The organism is Stappia sp. (assembly GCF_965276915.1).
In the GTDB taxonomy this organism is placed as follows: Bacteria; Pseudomonadota; Alphaproteobacteria; order Rhizobiales; family Stappiaceae; genus Stappia.
Genome location: NZ_OZ255709.1, coordinates 3,089,051 through 3,103,647 on the forward strand (window position 1 = coordinate 3,089,051; position 14,597 = coordinate 3,103,647).

Consider the following 14,597-nt stretch of genomic DNA (forward strand, 5'->3'; position numbering starts at 1 on the left):
CTGACGACAAGGAAAAGGCGCCCGCCGGGATCCGGCGGGCGCCTTTTGCGTTCGCAAAGTGCAAGGAAGACGACGCGCCGCCGGCGCTGCGCAACTACCCTCCTTACAGGCCGAGGCTCGGGTTCTTGGCGCCGCGCAGGATCTGCGTCAGGAAACCGTAGTCGGAGCCGCCGGTGCGGGTCTTGCGGGTGAGCACGTCGAGGACCTTGCCGTCTTCCAGGCTGTAATAGCCCGTGTCGCGGACAAAGCCGTCCTCGTCGAAATAGATCGCCACGACGCGCCGCTCGACCACGTCCGGGCTCAGGAAGGCGGTCGTCTCTGTCGTCTGCGAGATGTAGTAATAGGCCTCGCCGTTCAGCCGCGACACGGTCGACGGGGAGCCGAGCAGCAGTTCGACCTGCTCGCGGCTGGAGCCGACCTGGATGTCGCGCACCCGTTCCGAGGGGATCACGTGTCCGTGGTTCAGCGTCGTGGTGAAACAGCCACCCAGCGGCAGGGCCAGCGCACCGACCACGATTGCTCCGCGAATCCATGTCTTCATTGAAGCGTGTCCTGTTGCTTTCTGGCGTCGTTTTCCAGCCGCGAGGCATTCTCCGGTGGAAACGGGCTCGCGGCGAAACGGTTTCCGGCAAGGAGGACCGCCCGCCCGGAGCATCATCCCTGTCCGTGCATCCTTGGCAAAGTCCCTAACCTGCGCTAGGCCACTTGGCAACCTTCGTCCAAGCGAGGCATCCAATGGTTTTCGGTCTCTTCCGCCGGCGTCGTCATCCGGAAGTGCATGCCACTTATACCGCGATCGTGGCGCAGGCGCGGCAATCCGGATTTTACAGCCGGCTTCAGGTTCCCGACACGATCGACGGTCGTTTCGAGATGCTGATGCTGCACATGATCCTCGTGCTGAACCGGCTGCGGGGCGAGGGGGAGACGGTGAGCGCGTTCTCACAGGAGCTGTTCGACCTGTTCTTCGCCGACATGGACGGCTCGCTGCGCGAGATGGGGGTCGGCGACCTGAGCGTCCCCAAGAAGGTGAAGAAGATGGCGGAAGCCTTCTACGGTCGTGCGGGAGCGCTTGCCGAGGCACTCGCCTCCGACACCCGCCAGCAACTCGTCGAGGTCGTGGACCGCAATCTCTTCGCCGAGGCGGGCAACCCGGTTGCCGCCAGCGCGATCGCCGCCTATCTGCGCGAGGCGACAGACCTGCTTGCCGGACAGGAGCCGGGCGAGATCATGGCCGGTCGCCTGCGCTGGCCGGATCTGCCGGCCGCCGCCTGACCCTCTTTCCCGGAGCCCGCATCATGAGCATTGCCACACTTCCGTTCAGCCACATGCAGGACATCCTGCATGTGGGCGAGCGCCCGGTCGTCGTCGAGGTCACCCCGGGTCCCGATGACATCAAGCGCATGATCAAGACCTATTCGCTGGTCGATCTGCGCGATATCTCGGCCCGCTTCGAGCTGCGCCGGTGGCGCAAGGTGGGGGTCGCCGTCGAGGGCCGGTTGATCGCGCATGCCGTTCAGGCCTGCGTCGTCACGCTGGCGCCGGTCGACCAGCAGATCGACGAGAGTTTCTCCATGCGCTTCGATCCGGACGCGGCCGAGCTTTCCGGCAGCGACGACGGGGAGATCGACGTCGATGCCTTTGCCGAGGATCCGCCCGATCAGCTGGAAGGCGGCCGGGTCGACCTTGGCGCCATCCTGTGCGAGCAGTTCGCTCTGGCGCTCGACCCGTTCCCGCGCGCTCCCGGCGCCGAACTGCCCGAGGACTATCGCGAAGACGGGCAGGACGCGCCGGAGGACGGGAAGAAACCCTCGCCCTTTGCCATTCTTGACAAGCTGCGCAAGCGCGACGAGTGAAGCGCGAACGCGAAGTAACGCAAGGGAAGACGCTGCTCGCCGGCCCGGAGCATGGCCAGAAAGCTGTTGTTTCCCTGTTGTAAACGGGTATGTTCCCCAACGCCTCGGGCGACAGCGCGCAATGCGGGTCGTACAGCGTTAGGCAGTCAAAACAGCACTCCGCCGTGCCGCGTTGCCGGGACGACGGAAAAGCCGGGAAGAACGACAAGACGGCGTGAAGCCGGTCCGAACCGCATGACGGCTCGGACGTTTCGGGATGGCAATGCCGATCGGCGCAGCCACTGCACGCGAGGCGGAGCGGGAGGCGGGCACCGATCCAGAAGACGCGGACGATGGCTCAAACGATACGAATCTCGCTTGATGCGATGGGTGGCGACAAGGGCGCGGAAGTCGTCATTCCAGGCGCCGCGCTGGCGCTCGAACGCCGCCCCGACATCTCCTTTTCGCTCTACGGCAACACCGACGTGGTGGCGCCGTTGCTGGAGGCGTATCCGCGTCTGCGCGAGGCCTCGACGCTGCATCATTGCGAGATTTCCGTCGCGATGGATGCCAAGCCGAGCCAGGCGCTGCGCCAGGGCCGCTGGAAGTCCAGCATGTGGCGCTCCATCGAGGCGGTGAAGACCGGCCACGCGGATGTCGCGGTGTCCGCCGGCAACACCGGCGCCCTGATGGCCATGTCGAAATTCTGCCTGCGCACCATGGCCAATATCGAGCGTCCGGCAATCGCCGCGATCTGGCCGACGATGCGGGGCGAGTCGATCGTCCTCGACGTCGGCGCGACCATCGGCGCCGATGCGCAGCAGCTCATCGACTTCGCGCTTCTCGGCGGGGCCATGGCGCGCATCCTGTTTTCCATCGAGCGCCCGACCGTCGGCCTTCTCAATATCGGCGTCGAGGAGGTCAAGGGCCTGGAGGAAGTGCGCACTGCCGGCCGGCTGCTGCGCGAGGCGAACCTGCGCTCCCTGACCTATGCCGGGTTCGTCGAGGGCGACGATCTGGGCAAGGGAGCCGTCGACGTGGTCGTGACGGAAGGCTTCGCCGGCAACATCGCGCTGAAGACGGCGGAAGGCACCGCCCGGCAGATCGGCGGATACCTGCGCTCCGCGATGAACCGAACCTGGCGGGCGCGTCTGGGCTATCTTCTGGCCAAGGACGCATTCGACCGGCTGCGCGAGAAGATGGACCCGCGCAAGGTCAATGGCGGCGTCTTCCTTGGCCTCAACGGGATTGTCATCAAGAGCCATGGCGGCACCGACGCGGAGGGCTTTGCCTCCGCCGTCGAGCTTGCCTACGACATGGCCCGCAACGATCTGATGAACAAGATTTCTCAGGACTTGAAGCATTTCCATCGCGGTCGCTTCGCGCCGCGTGACGGATCGGAAGGTGATCAGTGACAGTTAAGCGATCCATCGTTCTGGGGACCGGCAGCTATCTTCCGGAGCGCCGGCTGACCAACGAAGATCTGGCGCAGATGGTTGATACTTCGGACGAGTGGATCGTCCAGCGTACGGGCATCCGCGCCCGTCATATCGCGGCCGAAGGCGAGCTGACCTCGGACCTGGCCGTGGCGGCTGCCCGCAAGGCGCTTGAAGCCTCGGGCGTGGCCGCCGCCGACATCGACCTGATCATCCTGGCGACGGCGACCCCGGACAACACCTTTCCCGCCACCGCCGTGACTGTGCAGAACAAGCTCGGCCTGACCAGTGGTTTCGCCTTCGATGTGCATGCCGTGTGTTCCGGCTTCGTCTATGCGGTGGCAACGGCGGACGCCTATCTGCGCACCGGCATGGCCCGGCGCGCCCTGGTGATCGGCGCCGAGACCTTCTCGCGCATCCTCGACTGGGAAGACCGCACCACCTGCGTGCTGTTCGGCGACGGCGCCGGCGCCGTCGTTCTGGAAGCGGCGGACGGCGAGGGGACGACGGCCGATCGCGGCGTGCTCACCTCGCATCTGCGCTCCGACGGCTCCCACAAGGACAAGCTCTATGTCGACGGCGGTCCGTCTTCGACCGGAACGGTCGGCCACCTGCGCATGCAGGGCAAGGAAGTCTTCCGCCATGCGGTGTCGATGGTCACCGATGTCGTCGAGGCGGCCTTCGAGGCGACCGGCACCGACGCCGATGCGCTCGACTGGTTCATCCCGCATCAGGCCAACCGGCGGATCATCGATGCAAGCGCCAAGAAGCTCGGCATCGATCCCGCCAAGGTCGTCATCACGCTCGAGGATCACGGCAACACTTCCGCAGCGTCGATTCCGCTTGCGCTCGACCGGGCGGTGCGCGACGGCCGCGTTGCGAGAGGAGACCTTGTCATGCTCGAGGCGATGGGCGGCGGATTCACGTGGGGTGCGACTCTGTTGCGCTGGTAAATACGCAAAGTCTTGACGAGTGTGGGTTTTTCAATCCAACGTTGACCGGCGCGGTTGACCACCAGTACGCAAGACAATAGGCTGTCGGTCGGGTTTGCGGGCTCTCGTGGGCCTAACAAAAACATCCCTGACACCGCCGGATCGCGTGTCTGGCCAAGGAGGGACTATGGGCGGCAGGACAATTACTCGGGCCGATCTCTGCGAGGCCGTGTATCAGAAAGTTGGCCTTTCCCGGTCGGAATCGTCGGAACTCGTCGAAAAGGTCTTGTCCGAGATTGCCGACTGTCTTGTCGCCGGCGAATCCGTCAAGCTTTCATCGTTCGGGTCTTTCGTTGTTCGTTCCAAGGGGGAGCGCATCGGACGCAACCCCAAGACCGGCGAGGAAGTCCCCATTCTTCCGCGCCGCGTGATGGTGTTCAAGCCGTCCAACGTGCTGAAGAAGCGTATCAACGAGACCATGATGGGAGCGTCCGAGAGCGGAGACTGATCCGCCGCCGGACGATGAAGCGCCATTTCAGCGACGGTCGACAAAAGCCCTGATGCCTTCCGCACAATCAGCGAGGTCGCCGACGACCTCGACCTGCCGCAACACGTGCTGCGGTTCTGGGAAACCCGTTTCTCCCAGATCCGGCCGCTGAAACGTGGCGGCGGTCGTCGCTATTATCGCCCCGACGACATCGACCTGCTGCGCGGCATCCGTCATCTCCTCTATGGCGAAGGCTATACGATCAAGGGCGTCCAGCGGATCCTCAAGGAGCAGGGGCCGCGTTTCGTCATGCAGGTCTGGCGCGAGGACGGGGTGGCCTTGGCAGCGCTCGCCGCCCAGGCCGCCGCTGCCGACACCGGCGGCGATGCCCGTGGCCGTGCCGCTCAGGGCGGTCGTGGCGGATCTTCCGCCGCTGGCGCCTCGCCGGCCGGCCGGTCGGCGGATGCCGGGGCGGGACGCTCCGAACCGGCCGCGACCCGCCAGGCTGTGGCGATCGCGGAAGAGGACGACGGCGAGCCCGTGCCGCGCGGCATCATCGCGGAAGGCGCACACGCCCCCGATACGCCGCAGGCCCGCGCCGGCTTGCGCCTGATGGAGCGGCTGCTGGGCGACCGGGGCGAGGGCGGTCCGGCCGGAAACCTGTCGAAGGACGATATCCGCCGCCTCCAGGCGACGCTTTTCGAGCTTCTCGAGTGCAAGCGCATCCTCGACCAGGCGCGCTGATCCCGCTTCTGACTATGGCTTCTCGATTGTCAGCTTCACCGCCGCGTACCAGTCGGCGAAGCGGCGCATCTCCTCGTCGCTGAGATCGGCCGCGACCGCCGACATCACCTCGTGCTCGCGTTTGCCGAGGCGAAACGCCTTGAGCTGCGTGTCGATATAGATCGGGCTCTCTCCGGCCAGGTTCGGCACGTCCTCCGTCTGCCCCATTCCCGCCTCGCCGTGACAGGCGCTGCATTCAACCGGAGCGTCGTCCGGCGAGACACCGTCCGGGAGCGTCGCCCTTGCTTCCTGGGAGGAATACCAGGCGGCGAGGTTAGCAATCGCCGTGTCGTCGAGCGACTTTGCCACCACGCTCATCATCTCGTGCGTGCGGGTCCCGTCGCGAAAGGCCCGCAACTGCCGGTTCAGATAGGCGGCCGGTTCGCCGCCGATATGCGGGGCGATGGGAATGCGGGCGAGGCCCTCCAGCCCGTGACAGGTCCTGCACATGCCGGCAGCCTTGCGCCCGGCCTGCGGATCTCCTTCAGGTTCCTGCGCGCTGGCGGGCAGGGCCGCGAATGCGATCTGGGCGAGGAGAACCCCGCCCAGACCCCTGATCATGCCTTTGCGCATCAATTGCCCTCGTAGGAGATGCGGTAGATCGCGCCGGCAAGATCGTCGGACACGAGGATCGAGCCGTCGCGCAACTGGGCAACATCGACCGGACGGCCCAGATACTCGTCATTCTCGTCGATCCAGCCTTCAGCGAAGGGCTCGGTCGTGGCCTTGCCCTCCTCGTCGATGAAGGTCACCATCACCCGCGCGCCGACCGGCGTGGTGCGGTTCCAGGAACCGTGCTGGGCGGAGAAGATGGCGTTCCTGTACTTCGCCGGGAACTGCTTGCCCGTGTAGAAGCTCATGCCGAGATCGGCCGCGTGGGCGACGGTCTCCACGGCGGGCATGACCACGTCGACAGGCACTTCCTCGCCTGCGTATTCGTTGGTCCGCACGTCGCCGCCGCCATACCAGGGGTGGCCGAAATGCTGCCCGGCCGCCGTCTGGCGGTTGATTTCGCCCGGCGGAATGTCGTCGCCCATGCCGTCCACCTGGTTGTCGGTGAACCAGAGTTCCCCGGTCTCGGGATGGAAATCATGGCCGACGGAGTTGCGGATGCCGTAGGTGTAGACCTCGCGGCCCGTACCGTCGGTGTTCAGGCGGATCATGCCGCCGATGCCATGCTCCTTGTAGTGCTCGAGCTTGTCGGCCGGTGCGACGTTGAACGGCTGGCCGAGCGAGATGTAGAGCTTGCCGTCCGGGCCGATCCTGCAGACCCGCGCCGTGTGGTTGTAGCTCTCGTCCGCCGGCGGAACGAGTTCGCCCTGCTTCACCACGTTGAAGGCGGCGACATCGGGGCTCTCGTAGAAGAACTCCGCCGCCGGATAGACCAGCACCCGGTTCTGCTCGGCGATGTAGAGGAAGCCGTCCTTCGAGAAGCAAGGGCCGTTCGGAATGGCGAACTTGAGAGAGGGCGCGAAATCCTTGACCTCGTCGGCGACGCGGTCCTTGTTGCGGTCGGTGACCGCCCAGACCTTGTCCTTGCGGGTGCCGACAAAGGTGACGATGCCCTGCGGTCCGACGGCCATGTGGCGCGCGTCGGGAACGACCGCATAGAGCTCGATCCTGAACCCGTCCGGCATCTTGATCCCCTTCAGGGTCTCCCGGATGCCTGCGGCGTAGTCGCCGTCCTGTTCGACATAGGTGAATTCGGTCGTGCCGGTGCTTTGGAAGTTGGAGAGCTTTTCCAGATTGTCCGGCACGGGCGCCTGCGCCGGGGCGAGGGTGGTGGCCATCAGCAGGCTGGCGCTTGCAAGCAGAACTGTCTTCATCGTTTCCTCCGGGGTGATATGTGCCGCGGCTGCGGCTGTGTCTTCGGGATCTGCGTCCCGATTGGCCAACAGAACCGAAAGGCCCGTCCGCTCATCCTCCAGGGGACGGCCGGGTGAGCGGGCGGGCACGGTCGGCAGAGATATGAAATCATACATATGACAAATAGTACAAGTCATGGTCGTGCCGGGCGGGCGCTGCACGCACCCGCCCGGCATTCGCCTAAAGGGTGCCGCTGGCCAGTTCCGAGGCGATATGGTCCGCCTGCCGGATGGCGAGCGCCACGATGGTCAGCGTCGGGTTCTCGGCTGCGCCCGTGGTGAACTGGCTGCCGTCGGAGACATAGAGGTTCGGCACGTCATGCGTGCGGCCCCAGCGGTTCACCACGCCGTCCCTGGGGTTTTCCGACATCCGGTTGGTGCCCAGGTTGTGGGTGGAGGGGTAGGGCGGTGTCGGGAAGGTGCGCGTCGCCCCGACGGCCTCATAGATCGCCATGCCCTGCTTGTAGGCATGCGCCCGCATCGCGGTGTCGTTGGGATGGTCGGTGAAGTGCACGTCCGGTGCCGGCAATCCGTGCTGGTCCTTGAGCTCGTGATTGAGGGTGATGCGGTTGGTTTCCTGGGGCATGTCCTCGCCGACGATCCACAGGCCGGCCATGTTTTCGTAGGAATCGAGCGCGGTGGTGAACTCGCGCCCCCAGCCGCCTGGGTCGAGGAACGCGGCCATGAAGGGCAGGCCAAGCGCCAGCGTCTCCAGTTCGTATCCCCCGACAAAACCGCGCGAGGGGTCGTGCCGCGCCTCGTCCTGGACAATGCCGGCCATCGTGGTGCCGCGCCACATCCGCACCGGCTTGTCGAAGACGGCATAGACCGACCCCGTCATGTGGCGCATGTAGTTGCGTCCCACCTGGCCCGAGGAATTGGCGAGGCCGTCCGGAAACAGGCTCGAGGCCGAGTTGAGCAGCAGGCGCGGGCTCTCGATGGAATTGCCGGCGACACACACGACCCGGGCCTTTTGCAAGTGCCGGTTGCCGTCCCTGTCGGCATAAAGGACGCCGCTCGCCTTGCCGGAGGCGTCGTGCTCGATCTTGAGCACATGGGCCCTTTCGCGGACCTCCAGATTGCCCGTCGCCTCGCCGCGGGGGATGTCCGTGTAGGCGGCGGACCACTTTGCGCCCCACTTGCAGCCCTGGAAGCAGAAGCCGGTCTGCTGGCAGGCATAGCGCCCGTCGTTCTCGGCCGAGTTGATCGCCATGCGCCCGGTATGGACCTCCTTGTAGCCGAGCTTGCGGGCGCCGGCCTCCAGGACCTTGAAGTTGTTGTTGCCGGGCAGGCCGGCGCGGTCGCCGGTGCGCGTCACCCCGAGCTTGTCCTCCGCCTTCTCGTACCAGGGTTCCATCTCGGCAAGGTCTATCGGCCAGTCGAGCAGGTTGGCGCCCTGCACGTTCCCGTAGGTGGTTTTCGCCTTGAACTCGTGCGCCTGGAAGCGCAGCGACGCACCGGCCCAGTGGGTGGTGGTTCCGCCGACCGCCTTGACGATCCAGGCCGGCAGGCCGGAAAAGTCCTTCGCCACGCGCCAGTCGCCTGACGTCGAGCGCGGATCGAGCCAGGCAAGCTGGCCGAAACTCTCCCACTCGTCGTTGACGTAGTCGTCTGGCAGATAACGGCCGCCGGCCTCAAGCGCGACCACGCTGACGCCCTTCTGCGCAAGTTCATTGGCAAGGACCCCGCCGCCCGCGCCGGTGCCGATGATGACGACGACGCTGTCGTCGTTCAGGTCGAATGGTGCAGCCATGACAGCGCCTCCCTCAGATCCAGTTGATGTCGTCGAAACCGCGGTCGATATAGCCGCCCTTGGAATAGCTCTCGCCTTCGTATCCGAAGAGCGGCCAGACGGCCTTCTGGTTGTAGAGCCCGGTGACGAGCCCGCCGCGCACGGTCTGGAAGAAGACGCCGTCCTCCATGGCACGCAACAGGTCGACCCGGTCGCGTTCCCAGCCGACAGCGAGATAGCCGGCATGCCCCTTGCCCCGGGCCGCGGCATCAAGCGCGGCAACGCCGGCCTCCACCATCGCCGCCTTGTCGGCGCTGTCGTAGGGTTTTACCGCGGCCGCGTAGAACGCGTCGCCGACGTGGTCATGCGGATAGATGTCGCGTGCCATCTGGAGCAGCGTCGCCATGGTCTGCGGCTTGAGATGGGCAACCTCCATTGCCCAGGCCGCGCCGGAACCGGCGAGAAAGCCCGGTCCGATGACAAAGGCAGCACTCAGCGCCGCGCTGCGGGCCAGCAATTGTCGCCGGGTGAGAGCCCGGTTGTGGTGCGTTGTTTCGGTCATTGTGTCCTCCCTCCCGAAACGATGTCGCCTGGAGCACCCCGCGCCGTGCCCGACACGGGAGAAGTCGCTCCCGGGTGTTGAATGCGAAGCAAGTGAGGACATTCACTCGAACCCGAGCGACTGTCCGCCGGGTCCGGTCAGCGATAGCGGCCGTGGCGCTGCAGCACCTCGATCTGGTAGCCGTCCGGGTCCTGAACGAAGAAGAAGCGCGCGAGCAGTGCGCCGTCGCGGTTGAATTCGACGATTTTTCTGGGGGCGAGGCCGGCAGCCGTGAAACGGGCGTGCTCGCCATCCAGATCGTCAACGCAGAAGGCCAGGTGCCCGTAGCCGTCCCCCAGGTCATACGGCTCGACACGGCCCTTGTTGACCGTCAGCTCGACCTCGAAGTCCGCCTCGTTGTTTCTGAGATAGAGAAGGATGAAATCGTCGAACTCGAGCCGCTCGGCAATCTCGAGTGCGAAGGCGGTCCGATAGAATGCGACAGACCGAGCCTCATCGATCACGCGAAGCATCGCGTGTATACATTTTGCCACTTGTCTCCTCCCGGATTGCCTCGCCCCGCCACGGAAAGGTGGGGGCAAGTTTCAACCGTCCAGGGCTTGTTTCCTCATCAGTCGATGAGGGCGCCCGGATCATGTTGATCTTCCGATGGCACGAGAATGCCCGGGAGTACGTCGCTTCAGGTAGTATGTTTGTACTACAGGCGGATTTTTACTCGGCCGCCTCGAGATGCAGCTGCGGGAGCGTCTGGCGCAGGCGGATCAGGCAGGCGCAGCGCAGCAGCGAGGTGAAGTTGCGCGTCTCCCCGCGCAGCTCGAGAACCTCCGAATGCAGCCTGGAAATTAAGGCCGGCGTGCTGACGCCTTCCGAGGCGGCGATCTCGTCGACGATCTCCCAGAACGAGCGTTCCAGACGGATGCTGGTGCTTTGCCCGTTCAGCCGCAGGCGTCGGGTTTCCGGCTCGTAGTCATTGGGATCCTGCCCGGCAAAGATATGGCACATGCGCGTTCCTCCCGCGTCGCGGATGCGTTCTTGTCCATGTTGCTTCCGCGGACCGTATGGTAGCGCCGTCCGCCCTCGGCACAAGTGCGCAGGTCCTTCAGTCGACCGGGGCCTCGGCGGGAAGGTCGAGCCGTTCGCGCTCGGGGGCCGAAATCGCATCGCCGAGGGCGAAGGCGAAGGAGGCGACGCCGGCAAGGTCCGGGGCCACCTCGCAGCGGAACGACAGGTCGTACCAGCGCCCGCCGCCCTGTATGGCGGCACCCTGGGCAGTGACCGAAAGGCCGGAAAGGGTTGGCGCGCTGCGAGCTTCCGCAAGGGCGAAGTCCGCCCGCAGCTTCGGATGCTCCCGGCGCACCTGCTCGATGGCTTCGTAGTTGCAAAGCTGGATGATGCGTTCCTGCGGATCGGTCAGGTCCAGATCGGCAAGGGTCGCCTTTCCCAGGCGCGAGGCCAGCGCATGCGCGGTGTAGAGCGTTGTCGCCTCGAACAGTTCCGGCGTCTTTCTGCGTCTTGGCGCCGGCGCCGGGGTCAGGCGCGCGGTGTCCTTGACGTTGCGCGAAGGCGCGGCGTCCTGTTGCCGTTTCCCGGGTGCCGCGCTGGAAAGCGGTTCGTCCCTGGCTCCGGTTGGCAGACCCGCCGGTCGGGCCGCCACTGGGCGCACCGAGGTCGGCGGCGAGGTGCGGGCGCGCCGCGGCACGAGAACCACGTCCATCGACTGGCTTGCGGGAGGAGTATGGGGTACGGGCGCATCCGGCAGGTACCACAGCAGGACGAAGGCCGCGACGTGCAGGGCAATCGAGATCGCAAGGCTTCGCCGCATCGGGGAGCGACCGTTCGTCGGAGCTGAAAAGGCGGGGCAGGACGGCGGTATTCGTCCTCGCCATTTCCTGCCGGGCAAATGAGCCGGAATTCCGGCAAGCGCCGGCTGCGGGGCGAAAAACCGCACCGCGACGTTCGGTTCCGATGGCGGGAAATTTGGAAAAATGGTCGGGCAGGCCGGATTTGAACCGACGACCCCTTCACCCCCAGTGAAGTGCGCTACCAGGCTGCGCTACTGCCCGACTGCCCAGCGTTTGCGCCAAGCCCGTTCTTCCTATCCGCTTCGCAACCGGGGTGCAAGCGCTTAAGGGCGTGCGCCCGGCGTGTCTGCACGAGCCTGTGTACAGCCCGGGCGCATCGATGCGGCGGCTCGCGCCCGCCAGCCGTATTCGCAGGCGATCAACCCCCAGGCGAGGCCGTACAGAAGATAGAGGTGACGCCAGCGATCGGTGTCGATGACGACGGACATCAGCATGTGGCCGAGCAGCACGACGAAGACGCATTGCGCCGCCCACTGCCAGGGGCGCGGCTGGAAAACGAGCGGGAAAAGGCGCGTCGCCGTAAACCCGACCAGCGCCAGATAGGCGACGCCGCCGAGCCAGCCATAGGTGGTGAAGGCCTTCAGATAGGTGTTGTGCTCATCCTCGGGGAAGAAGTTGCGAAACTGCAGCGGACCCAGGCCAAACGGGTTGTCGAGAACCATCTGGAAGCCGAGCGCGTAGCGGGCAAACCGGCCGAGCCGCGCCGTGTCGTAGTCCTGAACGAGCTTGGCACGCTGCAAAAGCATGCCGGAAATGGAATCGACCGAGAGCGCAATGACGACCATCGCGACGAGTGCGACGACGCCGGCCAGCCCGAAGCCGAGAAGACGGGCGCGGGCACGCGCATCGCGCGTGACGATGAAGATCAGCAGGTAGACGCCGAGCCCGGAAAAGGCGGCAAGCCCCCACGCGGCGCGCGAAAAGCTGAGCAGGATGGCGAAACTCAGGACAGCAAGCGCCATGACCGGCAGGAAGGCGCGGGAGAGCGGCCGGGTCAGCACCGCGTGCAGCATCACGGTCCAGGGCAGCACGAGAAAGGGTCCGAAGACGTTGGGGTCCTGGAACGTTCCCTTGGCCCGGCCGTAAAGCGTGAACAGGCTGCCGGGCAGGGCGCCGAAATAGCCGCCGATGCCAAGCAGGGCGACGATCAGCGCGCTTGCCAGATAGGCATTGGCAACCGTCCTGAGGCGGGAGGGATCGGCCGAGGTCACGGCGGCGAAGAACACGCTGGTCAGCGCCAGGAACCCGGTGACGGCGATATACATGATCGCCTCGCCGAAATCGTCGGACATCAGCGTCGCAAGAAGTCCGCCGCAGATGAACAACACGACGACGAGCAGAAGCGGCGCGAGCGCCGGCGACAGGCGCGGCGCGCTGAGCAACCAGCCGGAGAGAACGACGACCATCGCCAGTTCGTAAGGAGCAGGTTCGCGCAGGACGAAGCCGCCCAGGAAAACGACGGCCCAAAGCGCCACCGTGCCGATGACGCGCCCGTCAAGCCGAAGTCCCGCGCGCGGTTTCGCCGGCGCGCGGGCACCGGCGTCCGGTTCGTACGGGACACTCGCGCTCAATAGGCATTCTCCGTCTTCAGCAGCGCGAAGGGGGTCTGGATGAGGATCCGGATATCGAAAAGGATCGACCAGTTCTCGATGTAGTAGACATCGTACTCGACGCGCTTCTGGATCTTCTCCTGGGTGTCGACCTCGCCCCGCCAGCCATTGATCTGCGCCCAGCCGGTCACACCCGGTTTCACCTTGTGGCGGGCGAAATAGCCGTCGACGACCTCGTCCCACAGCTTCTCGTTGGTGTGGGCATTGACGGCATGCGGGCGAGGGCCGACAAGCGACAGCTCGCCGCGCAACACGTTGAAGAGCTGCGGCAGCTCGTCGATCGACGAACGGCGGATGAAGCGTCCGACGCGGGGGTCGTTGCGGGTGACGACCTTCTTCGCCGTCGGGTCCGCCATCTCGTGATACATGGAGCGGAACTTGAGGACGTCGATGACCTCGTTGTTGAAGCCGTAGCGTTTCTGTCGGAACAGCACCGGCCCCTTGCTGTCGAGCCGGATGGCCAGCGCGGTTGCCAGCATCACCGGGGCGAGCAGCACGATCAGCATGCTGGCGACGACGAGGTCGAAGCCGCGCTTGGCGATGGAATCCCAGTCCGCCATCGGCTTGAGGACGACATCGACGATCGGCACGGTGCCGATGAAGGACGAGGCGCGGTCGCGAAAGCTCAGCTTGTCGGTATGGGCCGAAAGGCGAATGTCCACCGGCAGCACCCAGAGCGTCTTGAGGAATTCCAGGAGGCGCTTCTCGGCGCGCAGCGGGATAGTCACGATCAACATGTCGATGCGCGCGATCCGGGCGAATTCGACGAGGTCGGACACGGTTCCCAGCTTGGGATAGCCCGCGACGATGTCGGGCGAACGATCGCCCTTTCTGTCGTCGAACAGCCCGCAGATGCGGATGTCATTGTTCGGCTGGCGCTCGATTTCATGAATGAAGTCGGCTGCCGCCTGGCCGCCGCCGACAATGACCGCGCGGCGCTCGAGGCGGCCGTCGCGGGTCCAGTGACGCACGAAGCTGGAGACGATCAGGCGGACGGTCAGCAGCGTCGCCAGGCCGAACCCGTACCAGATGATCAGCAGGTCGCCCTCGAAGCCGCGCATGACGTTGCCGAAGGTCTTGGCCATGAACAGGGTGACGAAGACCAGCGTCCAGGCAATCGTGATCCGGGCGCCCTGGGCGACGATGTTGCGCATCACCGGGATCTGGTAGCAGTCCGATGCCTGGAAGAAGGCGGCCGAAAGGACCAGCGCAGTCACAACCGGCAGCAGCGTGGTCGAGGATGTCAGGGGAACGCCGCCGGAGTTGAGCGATGCGAAGCCGAAGGCGGCAACGATCGCCAGGTCGGCAAGACGGACCGTGCCGGCCAGGACGGTCGGCGAGATCACGGATTTCTGCAACCGGCTGGCGATCTGCAGCGCCTGCGGGGACAGCTTCCCGCCATGCGGGTTTTCCACCGCGCCCTCGGCGCCCGCCGGTTTCTCGGCAGGAAGGGCATCGCGCAGTCGGTCTGCGTGATTGCGTGTCATCACGGCTCG

16 protein-coding genes and 1 tRNA gene are annotated in these 14,597 nt (G+C 65.5%); 6 read left to right on the forward strand and 11 right to left on the reverse strand.

What is annotated here, in order from left to right; genetic code table 11:
* Nucleotides 1-103 precede the first annotated feature (103 nt).
* On the reverse strand, nucleotides 104-541 hold the full coding sequence (locus tag ACQY46_RS14285; protein WP_306027591.1) for an outer membrane protein assembly factor BamE: 438 nt from the start codon (nucleotides 539-541) through the stop codon (nucleotides 104-106).
* Nucleotides 542-735: 194 nt separating this feature from the next.
* On the opposite strand from ACQY46_RS14285, the gene ACQY46_RS14290 reads away from it, so the two are divergent.
* From ACQY46_RS14290 to ACQY46_RS14315, 6 genes are all read left to right on the forward strand, one after another.
* Nucleotides 736-1,272 (forward strand): ubiquinol-cytochrome C chaperone family protein, encoded by a 537-nt coding sequence (locus tag ACQY46_RS14290; protein ID WP_428696704.1) that lies wholly within the window; start codon nucleotides 736-738, stop codon nucleotides 1,270-1,272.
* A 23-nt stretch (nucleotides 1,273-1,295) separates the two neighbouring features.
* Nucleotides 1,296-1,853, forward strand: coding sequence for a YceD family protein (locus ACQY46_RS14295; protein WP_428696705.1), 558 nt, complete (start codon nucleotides 1,296-1,298; stop codon nucleotides 1,851-1,853).
* 332 nt (nucleotides 1,854-2,185) lie between these two features.
* Nucleotides 2,186-3,247, forward strand: a complete 1,062-nt coding sequence (gene plsX, locus ACQY46_RS14300; protein ID WP_428696706.1) for a phosphate acyltransferase PlsX — start codon at nucleotides 2,186-2,188, stop codon at nucleotides 3,245-3,247.
* Entirely contained in the window at nucleotides 3,244-4,221 is a 978-nt protein-coding gene (locus ACQY46_RS14305) for a beta-ketoacyl-ACP synthase III (RefSeq protein ID WP_428696707.1), read from the forward strand. The genes plsX and ACQY46_RS14305 overlap by 4 nt, the downstream gene beginning before the upstream one ends.
* 166 nt (nucleotides 4,222-4,387) lie before the next feature.
* Nucleotides 4,388-4,708, forward strand: a complete 321-nt coding sequence (locus tag ACQY46_RS14310; protein ID WP_417768914.1) for an integration host factor subunit alpha — start codon at nucleotides 4,388-4,390, stop codon at nucleotides 4,706-4,708.
* Between the two features lie 24 nt (nucleotides 4,709-4,732).
* A complete protein-coding gene (locus ACQY46_RS14315; RefSeq protein WP_428700494.1) occupies nucleotides 4,733-5,431 on the forward strand; it encodes a MerR family transcriptional regulator in 699 nt (232 codons plus the stop codon).
* Nucleotides 5,432-5,443: 12 nt separating this feature from the next.
* Here ACQY46_RS14315 and ACQY46_RS14320 read toward each other — a convergent pair whose 3' ends face one another.
* The 10 genes from ACQY46_RS14320 to ACQY46_RS14365 form a co-directional block, all read right to left on the reverse strand.
* Nucleotides 5,444-6,031: a c-type cytochrome gene (locus ACQY46_RS14320; RefSeq protein WP_428696708.1), complete on the reverse strand. Its 588-nt coding sequence runs from the start codon at nucleotides 6,029-6,031 to the stop codon at nucleotides 5,444-5,446.
* An 11-nt stretch (nucleotides 6,032-6,042) separates the two neighbouring features.
* Nucleotides 6,043-7,296 (reverse strand): PQQ-dependent sugar dehydrogenase, encoded by a 1,254-nt coding sequence (locus tag ACQY46_RS14325; protein ID WP_428696709.1) that lies wholly within the window; start codon nucleotides 7,294-7,296, stop codon nucleotides 6,043-6,045.
* Nucleotides 7,297-7,516: 220 nt separating this feature from the next.
* Complete coding sequence (locus ACQY46_RS14330) at nucleotides 7,517-9,088, reverse strand: GMC family oxidoreductase (RefSeq protein ID WP_428696710.1); 1,572 nt, start codon at nucleotides 9,086-9,088, stop codon at nucleotides 7,517-7,519.
* 13 nt (nucleotides 9,089-9,101) lie between these two features.
* Entirely contained in the window at nucleotides 9,102-9,629 is a 528-nt protein-coding gene (locus ACQY46_RS14335; RefSeq protein ID WP_428696711.1) for a Twin-arginine translocation pathway signal, read from the reverse strand.
* Nucleotides 9,630-9,766: 137 nt separating this feature from the next.
* Entirely contained in the window at nucleotides 9,767-10,162 is a 396-nt protein-coding gene (locus ACQY46_RS14340; protein ID WP_428696712.1) for a VOC family protein, read from the reverse strand.
* Nucleotides 10,163-10,340: 178 nt separating this feature from the next.
* Nucleotides 10,341-10,631, reverse strand: coding sequence for a ribbon-helix-helix domain-containing protein (locus ACQY46_RS14345; RefSeq protein WP_428696713.1), 291 nt, complete (start codon nucleotides 10,629-10,631; stop codon nucleotides 10,341-10,343).
* Nucleotides 10,632-10,728: 97 nt separating this feature from the next.
* Entirely contained in the window at nucleotides 10,729-11,451 is a 723-nt protein-coding gene (locus ACQY46_RS14350) for a DUF930 domain-containing protein (protein ID WP_428696714.1), read from the reverse strand.
* Nucleotides 11,452-11,615: 164 nt separating this feature from the next.
* Nucleotides 11,616-11,692, reverse strand: a tRNA-Pro gene (locus tag ACQY46_RS14355).
* Between the two features lie 62 nt (nucleotides 11,693-11,754).
* On the reverse strand, nucleotides 11,755-13,062 hold the full coding sequence (locus ACQY46_RS14360) for an O-antigen ligase family protein (RefSeq protein WP_428696715.1): 1,308 nt from the start codon (nucleotides 13,060-13,062) through the stop codon (nucleotides 11,755-11,757).
* Nucleotides 13,059-14,588 carry an undecaprenyl-phosphate glucose phosphotransferase gene (locus tag ACQY46_RS14365; protein WP_428696716.1) on the reverse strand — a complete coding sequence of 510 codons (1,530 nt, stop codon included), beginning with the start codon at nucleotides 14,586-14,588 and terminating at the stop codon, nucleotides 13,059-13,061. Before ACQY46_RS14365 ends, ACQY46_RS14360 begins: the two co-directional genes overlap by 4 nt.
* Between the last annotated feature and the right edge of the window lie 9 nt (nucleotides 14,589-14,597).

Bases quoted from the DNA above. Each gene is read 5' to 3' on its own strand.
- ACQY46_RS14285 (WP_306027591.1), bottom strand. From the start codon at position 541: ATGAAGACATGGATTCGCGGAGCAATCGTGGTCGGTGCGCTGGCCCTG.
- ACQY46_RS14290 (WP_428696704.1), top strand. From the start codon at position 736: ATGGTTTTCGGTCTCTTCCGCCGGCGTCGTCATCCGGAAGTGCATGCC.
- ACQY46_RS14295 (WP_428696705.1), top strand. From the start codon at position 1,296: ATGAGCATTGCCACACTTCCGTTCAGCCACATGCAGGACATCCTGCAT.
- plsX (WP_428696706.1), top strand. From the start codon at position 2,186: ATGGCTCAAACGATACGAATCTCGCTTGATGCGATGGGTGGCGACAAG.
- ACQY46_RS14310 (WP_417768914.1), top strand. From the start codon at position 4,388: ATGGGCGGCAGGACAATTACTCGGGCCGATCTCTGCGAGGCCGTGTAT.
- ACQY46_RS14320 (WP_428696708.1), bottom strand. From the start codon at position 6,031: ATGATCAGGGGTCTGGGCGGGGTTCTCCTCGCCCAGATCGCATTCGCG.
- ACQY46_RS14325 (WP_428696709.1), bottom strand. From the start codon at position 7,296: ATGAAGACAGTTCTGCTTGCAAGCGCCAGCCTGCTGATGGCCACCACC.
- ACQY46_RS14330 (WP_428696710.1), bottom strand. From the start codon at position 9,088: ATGGCTGCACCATTCGACCTGAACGACGACAGCGTCGTCGTCATCATC.
- ACQY46_RS14335 (WP_428696711.1), bottom strand. From the start codon at position 9,629: ATGACCGAAACAACGCACCACAACCGGGCTCTCACCCGGCGACAATTG.
- ACQY46_RS14345 (WP_428696713.1), bottom strand. From the start codon at position 10,631: ATGTGCCATATCTTTGCCGGGCAGGATCCCAATGACTACGAGCCGGAA.
- ACQY46_RS14350 (WP_428696714.1), bottom strand. From the start codon at position 11,451: ATGCGGCGAAGCCTTGCGATCTCGATTGCCCTGCACGTCGCGGCCTTC.
- ACQY46_RS14365 (WP_428696716.1), bottom strand. From the start codon at position 14,588: ATGACACGCAATCACGCAGACCGACTGCGCGATGCCCTTCCTGCCGAG.